Origin of the sequence: Actinomadura vinacea, from assembly GCF_039532545.1 — a bacterium.
GTDB lineage: Bacteria > Actinomycetota > Actinomycetes > Streptosporangiales > Streptosporangiaceae > Spirillospora > Spirillospora vinacea.
Genome location: NZ_BAAARW010000020.1, coordinates 396,204 through 410,278 on the forward strand (window position 1 = coordinate 396,204; position 14,075 = coordinate 410,278).

General features: G+C 72.2%; 9 protein-coding genes. 4 read left to right on the forward strand and 5 right to left on the reverse strand.

Going from position 1 to position 14,075, the window contains the following annotated elements:
- Positions 1 to 24: 24 nt before the first annotated feature.
- The 3 genes from ABD340_RS26195 to ABD340_RS26205 all read right to left on the reverse strand — a co-directional run bounded on the left by ABD340_RS26195 (position 25) and on the right by ABD340_RS26205 (position 4,450).
- Positions 25 to 819, reverse strand: coding sequence for an FHA domain-containing protein (locus tag ABD340_RS26195; RefSeq protein ID WP_344592382.1), 795 nt, complete (start codon positions 817 to 819; stop codon positions 25 to 27).
- A 66-nt stretch (positions 820 to 885) separates the two neighbouring features.
- Complete coding sequence (locus ABD340_RS26200) at positions 886 to 2,259, reverse strand: serine/threonine-protein kinase (protein ID WP_344592383.1); 1,374 nt, start codon at positions 2,257 to 2,259, stop codon at positions 886 to 888.
- Positions 2,260 to 2,284: 25 nt separating this feature from the next.
- Entirely contained in the window at positions 2,285 to 4,450 is a 2,166-nt protein-coding gene (locus ABD340_RS26205; RefSeq protein ID WP_344592384.1) for an outer membrane protein assembly factor BamB family protein, read from the reverse strand.
- 389 nt (positions 4,451 to 4,839) lie between these two features.
- On the opposite strand from ABD340_RS26205, the gene ABD340_RS26210 reads away from it, so the two are divergent.
- From ABD340_RS26210 to ABD340_RS26220, 3 genes are read left to right on the forward strand one after another with little or no spacing between them, the layout of a single operon-like run.
- Entirely contained in the window at positions 4,840 to 5,709 is an 870-nt protein-coding gene (locus ABD340_RS26210; protein WP_344592386.1) for a HalD/BesD family halogenase, read from the forward strand.
- Positions 5,710 to 5,740: 31 nt separating this feature from the next.
- Positions 5,741 to 6,634, forward strand: coding sequence for a class I SAM-dependent methyltransferase (locus ABD340_RS26215; protein WP_344592387.1), 894 nt, complete (start codon positions 5,741 to 5,743; stop codon positions 6,632 to 6,634).
- Positions 6,624 to 8,459 carry a choline/carnitine O-acyltransferase gene (locus ABD340_RS26220; RefSeq protein ID WP_344592388.1) on the forward strand — a complete coding sequence of 612 codons (1,836 nt, stop codon included), beginning with the start codon at positions 6,624 to 6,626 and terminating at the stop codon, positions 8,457 to 8,459. The genes ABD340_RS26215 and ABD340_RS26220 overlap by 11 nt, the downstream gene beginning before the upstream one ends.
- Positions 8,460 to 8,476: 17 nt before the next feature.
- On the opposite strand, the gene ABD340_RS26225 is transcribed toward ABD340_RS26220, so the two are convergent.
- Complete coding sequence (locus ABD340_RS26225) at positions 8,477 to 11,845, reverse strand: DUF4132 domain-containing protein (RefSeq protein ID WP_344592390.1); 3,369 nt, start codon at positions 11,843 to 11,845, stop codon at positions 8,477 to 8,479.
- 201 nt (positions 11,846 to 12,046) lie between these two features.
- On the opposite strand from ABD340_RS26225, the gene ABD340_RS26230 reads away from it, so the two are divergent.
- The gene (locus tag ABD340_RS26230) at positions 12,047 to 12,922 is read left to right on the forward strand and encodes an exonuclease/endonuclease/phosphatase family protein (protein WP_344592391.1); all 876 of its coding nucleotides are present in this window, start codon (positions 12,047 to 12,049) and stop codon (positions 12,920 to 12,922) included.
- On the opposite strand, the gene ABD340_RS26235 is transcribed toward ABD340_RS26230, so the two are convergent.
- Positions 12,912 to 13,727 (reverse strand): lytic polysaccharide monooxygenase auxiliary activity family 9 protein, encoded by an 816-nt coding sequence (locus ABD340_RS26235; RefSeq protein ID WP_344592392.1) that lies wholly within the window; start codon positions 13,725 to 13,727, stop codon positions 12,912 to 12,914. The two genes, ABD340_RS26230 and ABD340_RS26235, sit on opposite strands and share 11 nt — an antisense overlap.
- Positions 13,728 to 14,075 lie beyond the last annotated feature (348 nt).

Sequence of the window (14,075 nt, forward strand, 5' to 3'; positions counted from 1 at the left end):
CGGTCACGATCGGTTCCCGCTCCGCTACCGCCGCTCGTCGAGCAGGGCCAGGTCCGCTTCCACGATCGTGGCCGTGACCAGCAGTTCGGTGATGAGGTTGTGGTTGAGCGTGTTGCCGAGCGGCGGCGGGACCTCCTCCTCGACCAGCCCGTACACCTTGGGGCTGAGCCGTTTGCGGACGTCGGTGACGAGGTGCGCGGCCCGCTTGCTCGTCCACCGCTCACCGCGCCGCACGCGCTTCAGCTCCTCGGCGACCTGCGACCAGGTGAGCGGCTGCGGATGCGGTTCCTGGCGCAGGTAGCGCTGGCTGAGGCAGACCAGCACGAGATGCTCGGCGGGGGTGAGGTCCCACTTCTCGGCGTCGTAGGTGTCGGCCTCGTGGCGGCCCTGGCCCGGCGGCGCGGTCTTGGTGGCGATCCGCACCTCGAGCAGGTGCTCCTGGCGCGGGGCGACGATGAACAGCGGCGTGTACGCGACGGGCAGTTCGGCGTGGTGGCCGCCCAGGACCAGCCGCGAACCGGGGAACCGGATGGCGAGCCTGCCGGTGTTGTGCAGGATCCACCGCGAGCCCTCGCAGGTGATGTAGCCGTGCTTCCGGCTGACGTGCGGGTCGTTCCCGCCGACGCAGACGTGGACGTCCGGCTCGCAGCGCCCGAACACCAGGTCGAAGCGGGCGTCCGGCGCCACGCTCATCCCGCCGTTCAGGCCCATGACGAACAACGTCCCCGGCCGGGCCGGGGGCAGCCCGTGCGCGAGGCTGCCGATCTCCTTCGGCAGGATGTCGACCTTGTTCAACCGTCTCGGCATTGCCGTCGGCATGGTCCGCTCCTTTCTCTCACGCGGCGTTCCACGCTACGTCCGGGCCCCGGGGAGGGGTCCCGGACCTCAAGCGGTTCCGTCATAGTCTCCGGTGCCGGATCGGCCGGCGGAACCGCTGCCGCCGGTGGAGGTCTCGAAACCGTCGATGAGGACCCGCCATGCCACCTGTCCCGGCGGGAACCGGAACCTGAGCCGCCATTCGCTGCGCTGCGGCGCGGCCGGGATCCGCACGATCTGCCGCCGCGGCAGCTTCACGTTCTTGAGGGTCGTGTCCTGGCCGTTCACCGTGAACGTCACCGAGGTGAGGCGGACGTCGCCGGTGATGTAGAACTCCAGCGTGCGCGTCGCCGGGGTCGTCCGCACGATCTGGGACGCCTTCGCGGACGCGGACGGCGTGGCCGCGGCACCGGGTCCCCGTTTCGCGGGCCAGGCCACGATCGCGGCGCCCGCGACGAGGGCCAGGCCGATGGCGGTCGCGGCCGCCACCACACGACGCTCCACCTTGCGTGGGGTGGCGGGTGCGGGCAGCGGGAGCGGCGGGTTCTCCGCCTCGGCGGCGCGCCTGCCGATCTCGGCCGTGATGTGGGGCGGCAGCCAGGACGCGTCCTCGGGCGAGTCGTCCCGGGACAGCGCGGACAGGCGCTCGGCCAGCTCGGCGGCGGTCGGACGGCGCTCCGGATCGCGGTCCAGGCAGGAGGCGGCCAGCGCCCGCAGCCGGTCGTCGGCGATGCCGTCCAGCCGCGGTTCCTCCGACTCGATCCGCAGCATCTTCACGTGCCAAGGCCCGTCGCCGAACGGCTCGGCACCGGTGCACGCGAACGCCAGCGTCGCGCCGAAGGAGAACACATCGCCGGCCGGCCCGATCTTGCCTCCCGTCACCTGCTCGGGCGACATGAACCCGGGCGACCCCGCACGCACGCCGGGACGCGTCACCGTGGCGGCGTCGACCGCCCGCGCGATGCCGAAGTCGATCACGCGCGGGCCGTCGGCCGTGAGCAGCACGTTCGCCGGCTTCAGATCGCGGTGGACGATCCCGGCGCGGTGGATCGCCAGCAGCGCCTCGGCGATCCCGGCGGCCAGCGGCGCCACCGCCGCGGCCGGCAGCGGCCCGCCGTCCTGGACGGCATCGCTCAGCGGTACCGCCGGCAGGAACTCGGTCACCAGCCAGGGGACCGCGGCGTCCGGGTCGGCGTCCAGCACCGGGGCGGTGAACGCCCCGCCGACCGCCCGCGCGGCCGCCGCCTCGCGCCGGAAGCGGTCCCGGAACTCGCCGTCCCCGGCCAGGTCGGCGTGCACCAGCTTGATCGCGACGGCGCGGCCGCCCGCGGACCGGCCGAGGTACACCACGCCCATGCCGCCGGATCCGATCCGGGCCAGCACCCGGTGGCGCCGGTCGCCGTCGCCGATCCAGCGCGGGTCGCCGGGTTCAAGGGGTCGCACGCGCGCCTCCGTTCACGGACGAGACTTATGAAACACCCCCCAGGGCGTGGACGTGACCGTCCCGGGTGGCGACGAACGCGAGCCCGCCGATGCCCAGCGGCCCGGACTTGAGCGTCATGTCGGCGCCGTGGCTCCACAGGACGCGGCCGCTCGCCGCGTCCAGCGCGTACACGTTCCGGTCGGTGCACCCGACGTAGAGCGTGCCGCCGTACAGGCCGAGCGCGTTGTCGCGCCCGTAGTCGCCGCCCTCGCCGTAGCCGAGCCGCCGCGTCCAGACCACTTCTCCGGTCGCGGTCTTGAGTGCGAGGATGTGGCCGCCGCCCGCGTCGCTGTAGAGCATTCCGCCTCCGATCTGGAGCAGGAACGCCTGGCCGGTGCCGGGCCGCCGCCACGCGAGCCGTCCGTCGTCGGCGCGCAGCGCGTGCAGCGTGGAATAGCGGTCGGCGACGAAGAAGAGGCCGTCGCCGAAGTGCGGATGGCGTGGCTCGACGACGGCATGGGTCCATTTGGTACGGCCGTTTTCCGCGTCCAGCCCGATCACCTTGGATTCCATCGCCACGACCATGCCGTCGCCCGCGGCGATCCCGTCTTCGGCGTTCACTCCGGCCGTCCAGCGCACCCGCCCGTCGCGGACGCCCAGCGCGGTGACGCGCTTCCGGTTGTAGTCCCCGACGCAGGCCACGGGGCCGGTGACCGCGGGCCCCACCCCGGGCAGGCTGCCGAGCGGCGAGTCGTGCGTCCAGAGCGTCTTACCGGACGCGGCCCGTACGGCGGTCAGGTCCCAGCCGTTCGGAGTGATGAGATAGGCGACATCGCCGACGGCCGAGGAAAGGGAGAGCGCCGGACGCTTCCACAGGACCCGCCCGGTGCGGGGATCCAGCGCCCGGATGATGTCCTCGTCGCTTTTCGCCAGCACCACCCCGCCCGCGGCGAGCAGGTTCGGGTAGTAGTCGCTCACCTTCGTCTTCCAGCGCGGAACCGGGCGCGGCGGGGGCCCGGCCGGCGCGGAGGACGCGGCCCGGCCGGCGCTCAGCGCGCGGCCCCGCTCCGGCGCGCGGCCCGCGTCCGGCGCGCGGCCCCGATCCCAGAGCACGATCCCCAGGCCACCGGCGGCCAGGACGCTGCCCGCGGCGAGCGCCCTCCGGCGGCCCAGCGGATTGCGGGCCGCGGGCGCCTTTCCCGGCTCGGTGCCGGGCGCGGCCGGGTCGACGGTCGCCACCGGGCCCGCGGGGGCTTCGGGGTCCAGGGTCGCCAGGTCCATGATCACCGCGTCGGGCTCCGCGGCCCCGGGCGGGCCGGGCGGACGCCGCGGCTCCGCCGTGCGCCGGTCGATCTCCTCGGCGACGTCGGCGGGCAGCCACCCCGTCCCGTGCAGCGACAGCTCGCCGACGCCGCCGAGCCGCTCCACCACCCCGGCGGCGGACGGCCTCCGCTCCGGCTCGCGGCGCAGGCAGTCGGTGACCAGGTCGCGCAGCCACCCGTCGGCGATCCCGTCCAGGTCCGCCCGGACGTTCATCACCCGGTACAGCCGCGAGTGCATCAGCCCGTCGCCGAACGGCTCGGCGCCCGTCGCCGCGTACGCCAGCACCGCGCCCAGCGTGAAGATGTCGCCCGCCGGGCCGACCTCGCCGCCCGACACCTGCTCCGGCGACATGAACCCGGGGGTGCCGAGGAGCGTCCCGACGCGGGTGACGGCCGCCCCGTCGTCCTGCGGGCGCGCGACGCCGAAGTCGATGACCCGGGGACCGCCCGCGGTGAGCATCACGTTCCCCGGCTTCAGGTCGCGGTGCACCAGGCCCGCCTGGTGGACGGCCGCCAGCGCCTCGGCGAGCCCGGCCGCCAGCGCCCGCACCGCGTCCGGCGGCAGCGGCCCGCACGATGCGACCGCCTCGCGCAGCGTCAGCCCCGGCAGGTACGCGGTGGCCAGCCACGGTTCGGCCGCGTCCGGATCGGCGTCCAGGACCGGGGCGGTGAACGTCCCGGTGACCTTCCGCGCGGCGCCGACCTCGCGGCGGAACCGGGCCCGGTACTCCGCGTTCCGGACGTGCTCCGCCCTGATGACCTTGACGGCGACCCGCCGCCCGGACCGCGACCGGCCGAGGTAGACCACGCCCATCCCGCCCGCGCCCAGCCGTCCCAGCAGCCGGTAGGAGCCCACCCGCGCCGGGTCGCCCGCCTGAAGCGGCTCCACCGCCTCCCCTTCCCCACTCCGCGAGTTCCGTCATTCACCAAGCGTGTTCCGAGCAGGAGACTAGAAGGTCTGGTTGATCCCGGGAAGCCCTTTCCGGGACCGCGGCTCCGCGCCGGGCAGGGTGATATGGGCCACATCGTCCGCGTCTGGGGCCGATCCGGCCTGCCCGGCGGGCATCAGAACGCACAGGTCACCCCTGCCGGTCCGACTCCCGGTGATAACTCCGGCACCGAAAATGTGGCCATTAATCATGCGCAAATAATGTGCTAGAACCCGTTTGTGGTTCCCGCGAGGGAACCGGCAGACGCAGGCAGCGTGGCCTGTTCGCGGATCGAAGGTCTTGACGGCGGGCGGCTCCGGCGACGCGCCCGCGGGCGGAGAGGGTCTTCATGGGCACATCCGGGGCTCGGGACGTCGAACAGGTGGTTGACACCGAGCGCTATCCCCTGTCCGAACCCGGCGGCGCGGGCTGGCGGGAAGTGGTCGCGCGCACCCGCCGCGAACTGCGGGAATCGGGCTGCAGCGTGCTGGCCGATTTCGTCCGCCCCGGGCTGCGGGAGGCGCTGCGGGACGAATGCGCGGCCCTCGCCCCGCTGGCGCATTTCGAGGTCGAGACGGTCAACGCCTACAACATCGCCGTGGACGCGTCGCTGCCGGACGACCACCCGGCCCGCATTCCCGTCGAGCGCGGCAACGCGTTCGTCGCGCGCGACCTCATCCCGGCCGGCCACATCGTCCAGCGGATCTATTCCAGCGAGCCTTTCCAGCGTTTCGTCGCCGACTGTTTCGGCCTCGGCCGCGTCCACGAACTCGGCGACCCGCTGTCCGGGTTGTGCCTGAACGTCGTCAATCCGGGAATGGAGCATCCGTGGCATTTCGACACCAATGAGTTCACGGTGAGCATGCTCACGCAGCGGGCCGGCGACGGCGGCGTCTTCGAATACTGCCCGAACATCAGGACGGCCGAGGCGGAGAACTTCGGCGACGTCCGGGACGTGCTCGCCGGGCGCGCCGGCCGGCTGGTCCGGCGGCTCGACCTCCGCCCCGGCGACCTGCAGCTCTTCAAGGGCCGCTACTCGCTGCACCGGGTGAGCCCGGTCCGGGGCACCACGCCCCGGCACACCGCGATCTTCGCCTACAGCGAGCGGCCGGGGGTCATCGGCAGCGTGGCGCGGACCAGGCAGCTGTTCGGCCGCGTCCGCCCCGAGCACCTGGCGGCCGCGGGGCACGCCGTCCGGGTCGACACCCTCCTCGACTAGGCCGACTCGACCAGCCCGAGAGGAACGCGACGTGCGCGTCGACACCACCGGCAAGATCTCGCTCGACCACATCTATACGCAACCCGATCCGCGCGCCTATTTCGGCACCCTCCGCGGTCTCGGCTACGCCATTCCGCAGCTCGCCAAGCCGTATTTTCTCCGGCTCATTCAGGAATACAAGGACGCGACCGGGATTCCGGACCCGACGGTGCTCGACATCGGGTGCTCGTACGGCATCAACGCGGCCCTGCTGAAATGCGACACCACGATGGACGAACTGTACGAGCGCTACACCGGCCCCGGCGCCGCCGAGCGGTCGCGCGACGACCTGCTGGAACGCGACCGCGATCTGGTGCGCGCACGGGACCGCTCGAAGGGCGCGGCGAAGAACGTCCGATTCCTGGGCCTGGACTCGTCGGAGAACGCCCTCGCGTACGCGCGGGAGGCCGGTTTCCTGGACGGGACCGTCCACGCCGACCTGGAGCGCGGCGATCCGACCGGCCCTCAGCGCGAACTGCTCGCCGAGGCCGATCTCGTCGTGTCCACCGGCTGCCTCGGCTACATCACCGAAAAGACGATCGCGCGGGTCGTGGCCGTACAGAAGGGGAATAAGCCGTGGATGGCGCATTTCGTGCTGCGCATGTTCCCGTTCGCCCCCGTCGCGGAGACGTTGGACGCCGCGGGCTACGAGACCGTCCGCGCCGGTGGGATGTTCAAGCAGCGCCGATTCGCGACGGCGGAGGAGCAGGCGCAGGTCATGGACCGGCTCGCCGCCGTGGGCGTGGACACCGGCGGCGCGGAATCGGATGGCTGGCTTTTAGCCCGGCTCCATATTTCTCGCCCCCGCGCCACGAACGAACGCGTAATCATGGACCTGGCCGCCGTTGAGACCGTCCGGACCGAGGATCGACGAATTGAACAATGATCACGAGCCGTCCCGCCGCACCTTCGGCAACGAGGACGCCCTGCCCCGCATCCCCCTGCCCGCGCTTGAGGACAGCTGCGGGAAGCTGCTCGACTGGTGCACGCCGCTGCTGACCGAGGAGCAGCTGGCCGAGACGCGGGCCGCGGTGGAGGCGTTCCAGCGGCCCGGCGGCCCAGGGCGCAAGCTGCAAGCCGCCCTTGAGGAGTACGACGCGAGCGAGGGCGTGCACAGCTGGCTCGACACGTTCTGGCCGTACCGCTACCTGGGCCGCCGCGACCGCATCGCGCTGAACGCCAACTTCTTCTTCCTGTTCAGAGACGCACCGGGCCTGCCCCCTGGGGCGTCGCAGGCGGAGCGGGCCGCCGGGCTGATCGCCGCGGCCCTCGACTACAAGCTGCGGCTGGACGACGAGAGCATCCCGCCCGTCGCGCAGCGCGGCCGCCCGCTGTCGATGGTGCAGAACAAGTTCCTGTTCTCCACCACCCGGATCCCCGGCGAGACGCAGGACACCGTCCGCGTCCCGTACTCCGACGCCTGGCCCGGCCCGTCGCGCGAACGGCACATCGTGGTCTTCCACCGCGGCGCCATGTTCCGGATGGACGTGCTCGGGCCGGACGGGCGCCCGCACACGCTGGACGAGCTCACCACCGCCCTGACCGCGATCACGAAGACGGCCGTCCGGCCGGACGCCCCCGTCGGACACCTCACCACCATGGCCCGCGCGGAATGGGCGCGGGCCCGGCGGACGCTCCTCGGCGATCCCGCCAACGCGGCCTCGCTCGACCAGGTGGAGACCGCGCTGTTCTGCGTCTGCCTGGAGGACCTCACCCCGCGCGACACCCTGCACGCCTGCGACCAGCTGCTGCACGGCGACAGCGGCAACCGGTGGTTCGACAAGGCGCTGTCCCTGATCGTCTTCGCCGACGGCACCTCCGGCATCAACGTGGAGCACTGCGGCCTGGACGGGACGACGGTGCTCAGCTTCGTGGACGCGATGCTGGGCGAGTCCGCCGAGGCGCACTCGACGCGCTCGGCCGCCGCGCCGCAGGGCGAACCGGCGGTCGCGCCCATCGAGTTCATCCTCGACGACGGGCTGCGGGGCATCGTACGGGAGGCGGACGAGGCGTTCGCGGCCTACGGGGCCGCCACCGCGACCACCACGGTGTCGTTCGACGACTTCGGCGGCGACCGGGCCAAGCAGCTCAAGATCTCGCCTGACGCGTTCGTGCAGATGGCCTACCAGCTGGCGCACAAGCGGGCGAAGGGCTGCACCGGCGCCACCTACGAGTCCATCGCGACCCGCCACTTCCGGCACGGCCGCACGGAGGCGATGCGCGTCGTCACGCCCGAGGCGGTGCGGTTCGCCACCGTGATGGACGACCCCGCGGCGGACGAGGCGGCGCGCCGCGAGGCGTTCCGCGCCGCGGCCGACGCCCACGTGCGGCGGGCGAAGGAGTGCCAGTCCGGCCTGGTGCCCGAGCAGCACCTGTGGGAGCTGCAACTGATCCAGAAGCGGCGCGGCGAGGAGCTGGGGGTAACCAAACCGCTGACGCTGTTCGAGACGCCGGGCTGGCTGGTCATGCGGGACGACTACCTGAGCACCAGCTCGGCACCGTCCACCAACATCGAGTACTTCGGTTTCGGCTCGACCAGCGAGCACTGCATCGGCGTCGCGTACGTGCTCCTCCCCGACCGGTTCAACGTCTACCTGAGCACGCCGCGCAGGGTCGCCGACCAGATGCACACCTTCGCCGACAGGCTCAGGGAGGCCGTGGCCGAACTGCAGGCGCTGCTGGAGACCGAGGCCGCCGCCGCGCCGTCCTGACGCGGCGGCGGCCCGGGTCACTCGCTGATGTGGACGATGTCGGCGATCACCTCGCTCATCGTCACCGGGTCGATCTCGCCCAGCGGGAGGCCGCCGGGGGGGTGCACCGGATCGCGCGGGTCGGTGGCCGCGCGGACCGCGGTGACGGTCTGGTCATCGCCCTGGCCCATGTAGTAGCCCATCAGGCCCGGGCTGATGTCGACGATCACGTACCGGCCGTTGAGGTCGGCTCGGACGAGTGCCCCGCCGCAGTCCTCGAACCTCGACTGCGACATCCCCTTCGCCTTGCCGTAGGGGGCGACGCGTCCTTCGAGCCTGCGCAGCCGGGTGGCGGTGCGCTCCTCCTCGGTGAGACGGTGGACGGGCCGTCCGAGCTGCGGGAACGGCTGGAGGATCTCATAGTCGGCGAACAGCTCCGACCACGCCTTCACTGACTCGCCGAGGGCGACCGGGTGGGCGATCCCGACCCGCGCGGTCTCGGACGGCTCGACCACGTCGTCGTTCACGTCCGCGAACGTGCGATCCTCCGCGATCCGGAACGCCGTCGCCGTCCCACCGTCCCCCTCTTCGGCGAGCCAGACCAGCCGCCGGACGATGTGCCACAGCAGCGGATGCGAGACGAAGAACCGCCGGAACTCCTCGGGGCTCCAGCGGCGTCCCCGCACCATCGCCTTCTCCAGGCGCCGGATCTCCTCCTCGGCCACCGTGCGGACGTCCTTCCGCAGCCCGGCGAAGAGGGTGTGCGCGGCCGGGGCGAGCACGGGATCGTCCTTCGGGCCCGGTTTGGGCAGGCTCTTGCGCACCTTGCCGTTCTCCTCGACGACGAACGGCCGGAGCTGCTCGTCGAAGCCCACCGCGAACCGGCGCGAGCCGTAGTCGAAGGTCATGCCGCCCTCGGCGTCCAGCCCGAAGTCGGGGACGGCACGGTCGGCGAGCTGGTCGGAGGTCAGCCCGCGGGCGGCGGCGATCTCCTCGACCTTCCTTTGCGCATGCTCCTTGATCCCCGTGTACTTGCCCTTGCGGGAGAGGGCGTACAGGTGGGTGAGCGCCACGTCGGAGCCGATCCGGGCGAGGGCGTCCAGCCCGGTCACGGCCCTGGCGCTGGCGCTCTCCCCCGGCCAGGCCCGGACGAGGGGGGACAGCCGCCGCACGGTGGTGTCGTCGCCGAGCAGCCCGAGCTGAGCGAGCGCCCAGTTCTCCTTGGTGGGCGCGCCCTGGCCGTACCAACGCAGGAACACCTCCCAGGAGAACTCGGCCAGCGAAGCCGGGTCGCACAGCTCGCGGACGATGTCGACGCCCGGGTACGGCTTGCCCTCCTTGGATATGGCGAGCATGGTCAGCAGGTGCCGCGTCGCGGCGGTGGGCAGGGCGCGCTCCCGTCCGCGCAACAGCACGCGCGGAAGCCGTTCGGGGTCGGCCCAGTCGGTCTTGGGCATGCGGGAGGGCAGCATCTCCAGCGGGTCGACGGCGAACAAACCCGCGACGGCCTGGCCCGCCTCCCCCGCCGCGTCCACCACGGCGGTCTCTCCGTATTCCTCGGCCAGCACCCGCAGAGCGCTCTCGGCACCACGCCGTACCGGGCCGGACTTGCCGAACGCGAGCGGGACGAGGTACGGCACCGCCGCGACTCCATGCCGCCGCAGCCAGCGGTGCACGACATCCCTCGCGGTCTTGAACCGGCCGAGCCAGCCCGCCATCGTGCGGGCCACATCCGCGTCGAGGTAGGGAAGCAGCCACTCCCCGTACATGTCCGCCCTGTCCGTGACAGTACGCAACACCAACGGCAGGGCGTCGACACCGAACCGCGCCACCACCTTCGGCAACCACAGGAAGCGCACCAACTCGGCATCGTAGTTTCGAAGCTTCAACGAGCCGTACTGGACTGGCGCGTCCGGGGCCGCCTCTGGCAGCTGCCACAGTTCGGTCAGGCGCCCGTTATCCGCGACCCATTTCTCGAACCAGGCCAGTTCGCCGTCCCCACGCCGGGGCCAGTCGAATTCGTCGTCCAAGCGTTCGAACTCCCCGTCCTCCCACTTCAGTGAGGATTCGGCGGGGGCGGTCAGCCCGTCGAGGACCACCGGCTTGCTCTTGCCCCGGCTTGGGCGCGTCCACGGCGGGTCGACCAGGAGCGGGGGCAGGTCGTCGGCGTCGGGCACGGCGGCAGGGGGCAGCAGCGGTTCGACGACCTTCCTGCTCTCGGGCGGCAGCGCGGGCAATGCGGCCCTGGCAAGCTCGGGATCGGCGTGCACCCGGGCGCGCAGCAGCCCCTCGATGGCCAGCCTTTCGGCGGTGCTCTCACCGGTCGACTGGGACAGCACCCGTATCGCCCGCACGGGGAACCGGTCGGCGGCGGCCGTCAGCCACGGCAGGACGTCCTTCTGGTCGAGCCGTTCGACGAGGGCCTGCAACGCCTCGTCGCTCGGCAGCCGGACCAGCGCTTCGAACTGCTCGCGCCTGCCCGCCTCGACGTCGCCGTAGTGGACGGCAAGGTCCGCGGCAAGCGCCGGAGCAGCAGCCCGGCCACCCCCATGCAGCAGGGTCGCGAGGATCTCCGGCAGCCGCTCCTCCCGGTACAGCAGCATGAACGAGTTCAAGTCCGCGACATGCTCGGCGGTGGACAGGGAGCAGAAGAGCTGGAGGTGCGTGGTGAGCGACATATCGGGGTGGTCGTCCGCGAAGCATTCGTCCGCCCACTTCCGTTCGGTGGGCACGAGATAGGTGACCGCGAGCCGCCGCGGCCCGTCCCCGCGATGCGCGGCGAGCCGCCGCACGGTCTCCTGGTACTCGTCGTCGCCCGCGGTCGCGATGAGGTTACGCAGCCGCCGCATGAACGTCCCCTCGCCCCACCACCGGGCGAGGTCGTCGTCGGGCATGGCACGCATCACCCCGCCCTGTCCCCCGCCCACCACGGCCGTGACGACGAAGGCGGAATCGGGCCGCCTGGCCACGGGTTCTGGGCGAGGGAAGCCGAGCCGCACCCCGCACAGCTCGGTGAACGCGCACGCCGCGAACGGGAGACCGTGCTCGACCGTCCACGCGTCGACGAACGCGGCGCGCAGCGCGTCGTCCTCGATCCCCTTGCGTTCGACGATGACGCACGCGACCGCCGCCGCGCCCACCGGGTCGGGCTCACCGCGCAGCCACGCGCGCACCGCGTCGGCCATCTCCGGCTCGGTGGCCGAGTGCCCCAGCATCGCCTCGATCTCGGGCTCGGCCAAGCGGGTCATCTCCCGCACGACCTCCGCCACCCCCGGGTCGACCTCGACCGGGAAGTCGACCGGCTTCCCGCGCCGCGGATGCACCAGGGAGCGCCACTTCTCGGGCATCTCCACGACGTCTTCGTCGGGGAACCCGGCGCCTGCCGGGGAGGGCCTCGTTTCGTCCATGCCCGCGCACGCTACAGCGCCCCACCGACACCGGATGGCGGGGCGGTGGTGGCGCGGACGACCAGCCCGGTGGGCAATGGCGCTGTCCGCCCGTGCCGCACGCGCAACCGCCGAACGAAATTTGTCACCTTCGTCCCTTTCCCGGGAACCCGCCGCCGGGCGAGATTGATCGGCACGACGCCCGGCTCCCGGAGGGACGACATGCGCGCGAGAACGATGATCCTCTCGGCCGCCGCGGCGCTGGCGATGACGCCCGCGCCCGCGGCGGCCGACTCCGGCGGAACCCTGTCGGTCCTGACCTACAACGTCGCGGGCCTGCCCGAACCGATCTCGAGCGGGAACCCGGCGCAGAACACCAAGCCGATCGGCGAGCGGGTCAACGCCTACAACGTGGTGAACGTCCAGGAGGACTTCAATTACCACGCCGACCTCTACAGCACGGACGAGCACCCGTACCGCACCCCGACAAGCGGTGGCGTCGTGTTCGGCAGCGGCCTGAACACCATGTCGGACCATCCGTTCAGAGGCCTCACCAGGGTGAAGTGGAACTCCTGCAACGGCTTCGACTGCCTGACCCCCAAGGGCTTCACCTTCAAAAGGCTCACCCTGGCCGAGGGCGCGGAGCTCGACCTCTACAACCTGCACGCGAACGCGGGGACCACCGACGCGGACCTGGCCGCCCGCAGGTCCAACATCACCCAGCTCGCCTGGTACATCGCGACCCGCTCGGCGGGCAACGCGGTGATCGTGATGGGCGACACCAACACCCGCTACACCCGTACCGGCGACAACATCCGCGAGCTGGTGTCGACCGCCGGCCTCACCGACGCGTGGGTGGCGGACGAGCGCGGCGGCGACGTCCCCCAGGCGGGCGCACCCGCCCTGGTCTGCGACGACGCGAACGTCACCGACGCGTGCGAGGTCGTCGACAAGATCCTGTTCCGGGACGGCGACGCGGTCGGCCTGCGCCTCACCGGCTACTCCAACGAGAACGCGCGCTTCCGAACCGCCGGCGACGAGATGCTGTCCGACCACTACCCGATCGCCGCGACCTTCGCCTGGACGCTCAAGCCCTGACCACAGGAACCGGATCGGTCGGACGGCGGCGGTGCAGCAACGCGGCCGTAAGGCCCATCGCGAAGAGCAGGAACAGCGCCACCCCGCCCCCGGCGGCCACGAGCATCTCCGCGCTGGGCCCGGCCGCGCTCGGCCCGGCCGTGTTCTGCGGCCCCGGCCGTGGCGGGACGTCCACCGCGATCGGCGTGTTCGACCGGGACGCGCCGAAGTTCACGTCGGAGCAGGAGTAGTAGGTGTCGGGCGTGTCCGAGGTCTGCCAGACCGTGTAGATCACGTGGCGCCCGGTCTTGCCCTCCGGTAGCCGACCGGAGAACTCGTACACCCCGTTCCGCCGCGGCGGGTCGGTCACCGCCAGGAACGGTTCGGGCTCCAGGTCGTCCCAGGTCAGCGTTCTGCCGGGACGGTAGCCGTCGCGCGTCACGTACAGCCGGAAGCCGCCGCGGTGCGGGATCGACACCCGGTAGCGGAAGCTCTGGCGCGCGGCGCCGGTCAGCGTGGTCGCGGGCCAGTCCGCGCGCGGCAGGTCCAGCCCGGCGAACCGGGCGATCCCGCCGCTGCACAGCCGCCCGTCCGGAATCATCTGGCGGTCGCGTCCGCGCACGTCCGGGACGCGCACGTCGTCCCAGCGCGCGAGCGCCGCGCCGCTCCTGGCCTCGGCGGCCTGGCACGCGTCGCTGCGGGCGTACGGCCCGCCGCACGCGGAGGCCCGGCTCACCGGAAGCTCCATCGCGCCGTGCGCACCGGCCGGGATGCTCACCGCGACAAGGCAGACCCCGACGAGGACGGCAAGAAACCGAGCGACCACGCGACACCCCCTCAGAACCGGAATGTCCGGAGATACGCGACTCCCACCCAGAGGGGTTCACACAGCATCCAGTACTTAAGTCGCTTCGAGGCCACGGCCCCGCGAACGTCCGCCGCAGGCAAGGGCGCCTGAAGCAGATCGTGCACCGTGCCCGCCGAAGGCGGAAGCCTTCGCCGTCATCGTCTAAGCCTCGACCACCTTGATGACCCGCCGCTGAGGTCCGCGCTATCGATATCGACGTGCGTCCTGACCCGCGGGTCCGGACGCACCTGCGGTTCACGGGAACCGGGCACCCGGCCCGGTGCCGCCTTCACTGCGCATTCGGCGCCGGCCTGTCGCCTGGGTCGC